General features: G+C 42.8%; 1 protein-coding gene and 1 pseudogene. Both read right to left on the bottom strand.

The window, feature by feature from the left end:
* Nucleotides 1-29: 29 nt before the first annotated feature.
* Entirely contained in the window at nt 30-197 is a 168-nt protein-coding gene (locus DP116_RS28185) for a zinc ribbon domain-containing protein (protein WP_246275845.1), read from the bottom strand.
* Between the two features lie 88 nt (nt 198-285).
* A pseudogene (locus tag DP116_RS28190) lies at nt 286-1,538 on the bottom strand (group II intron reverse transcriptase); the annotation flags it as partial.
* Nucleotides 1,539-1,586 lie beyond the last annotated feature (48 nt).

A 1,586-nucleotide genomic window follows, 5' to 3' on the forward strand; every position in this document is an offset into this window, starting at 1 on the left:
TATTTTAACTCCTATTCATTTTACCAGTTTTACGCTTTTGAACGCGGATTGGTATTAGAGCAAGTCTTGCTGGACGGAAACCATCGGTCAACCACAAGCAATCTTGAACCATACAACTCACACTTGTAGGTCAACTGGCGACGAAACTCAAAAAAGCTCATATCAGCAATTGCCTTAGCCAATTTGTGATTAGCCATCAGTTAGAGTCGAGAGGGGATATTATTCCCCGTCCCTCTCTGTTAGATCCGTGCGTGCCACTTTCGTTGCACACGGCTCCCGATATTCTTAAGGGATAACCCTTTTACTCATGTGGATATAATCGTGACAGGATTCATGTATTGCTGTTAGATTCTTACTCTTCCAGTTGTCATGGTTTCCGTCTATGTGGTGTAGGTTTACTCGTTCTTCACTTATAAATTTTAAGCCACAATGACCACATGTATGATTCTGGCGTTTTAGTGCCTTAGAGGTTTCTCCGTTATATAATTTACTGTTGCGTTCGCTCCAGTAGGGCATGTCTCCATCGAAAGGTGATTTTTTTCCTTCAACATTGACATGTTTGTTTTCGGAGTAAGGAACTTCAGGAAACGCTCTTTTTATCAACTTTGTAGTTGATTCTTTGTCGTTTCTTTTTTCCTTATTAAACACCTTCCACGTTCTTTTGTTGGTGTGCCAAAGCGAGAGCCTTGACCCATCCATTTTACAGAAGCGGTGGTAGTTCCTCCATCCTCTAATTATTGGCGCTAGCTTTTCAGCTTTTACATTAGAACCATAATTCGAGTTGTTGACAATAGCTTTTACCTTCTGACGGAATTTTTTGAAGTTTTCCACCGAGGGCGTACTTCTAAATCTCCCGTTACTTTGCACTTTGAAGTGCCAGCCAAGGAAGTCAAAACCATCTGTCGCAGCGGTTACTCTTGTCTTCTTTTCGCTAAGCTTCATTCCTTTGTTGGCTAGGAATTTGTCGATTTTGTCAAGTATCTCTGTTGCATCGTCTTCTGGTCGGAGTAAGATAACCATATCGTCCGCGTAGCGGATTGATGGTTCTACGATATTTTTTTCCGGGGTATTTTCAGAAATTTTGAACCCGTTTTTATGATATCGGTGGATACTTTCGATTCCGTTGAGAGCGATGTTGGCTAATAGCGGACTTACCACGCCACCTTGCGGTGTACCTTGCTCGGGAAACTCTGGGTTTGTTCCGCTTTTGAGGCAGCGGAATATGCCAGATTTAATGCCTTTAGGGGCAATAAGGTTTTCCATGATTGTGGTGTGACTTATCCTGTCAAAGCATTTTTCAATATCGAGTTCAATCACTCGTTTATTGATTCCATTACAGCATGAGCGTAGATTTATAAACAGGATTTTCTGGGCATCATGTGCCGAACGTCCTGGTCTGAACCCGTAGCTTCTTTCGTGGAATGTTGCAACGCGCAAGCTGGTTCTAGTGCGAACTTTACGAGGCATTGCCAAGCTCGGTCTGCCATAGTTGGAATTTTTAGCATTCTGGTACTGCCGTCCTTTTTGGGGATGGCTAGTGCGGTACGTTGCTTATAAACTGTACCCCATAAGGGTTACAGGGGATT

It is taken from the genome of Brasilonema bromeliae SPC951 (genome assembly GCF_012912135.1).
Taxonomy (GTDB): domain Bacteria; phylum Cyanobacteriota; class Cyanobacteriia; order Cyanobacteriales; family Nostocaceae; genus Brasilonema; species Brasilonema bromeliae.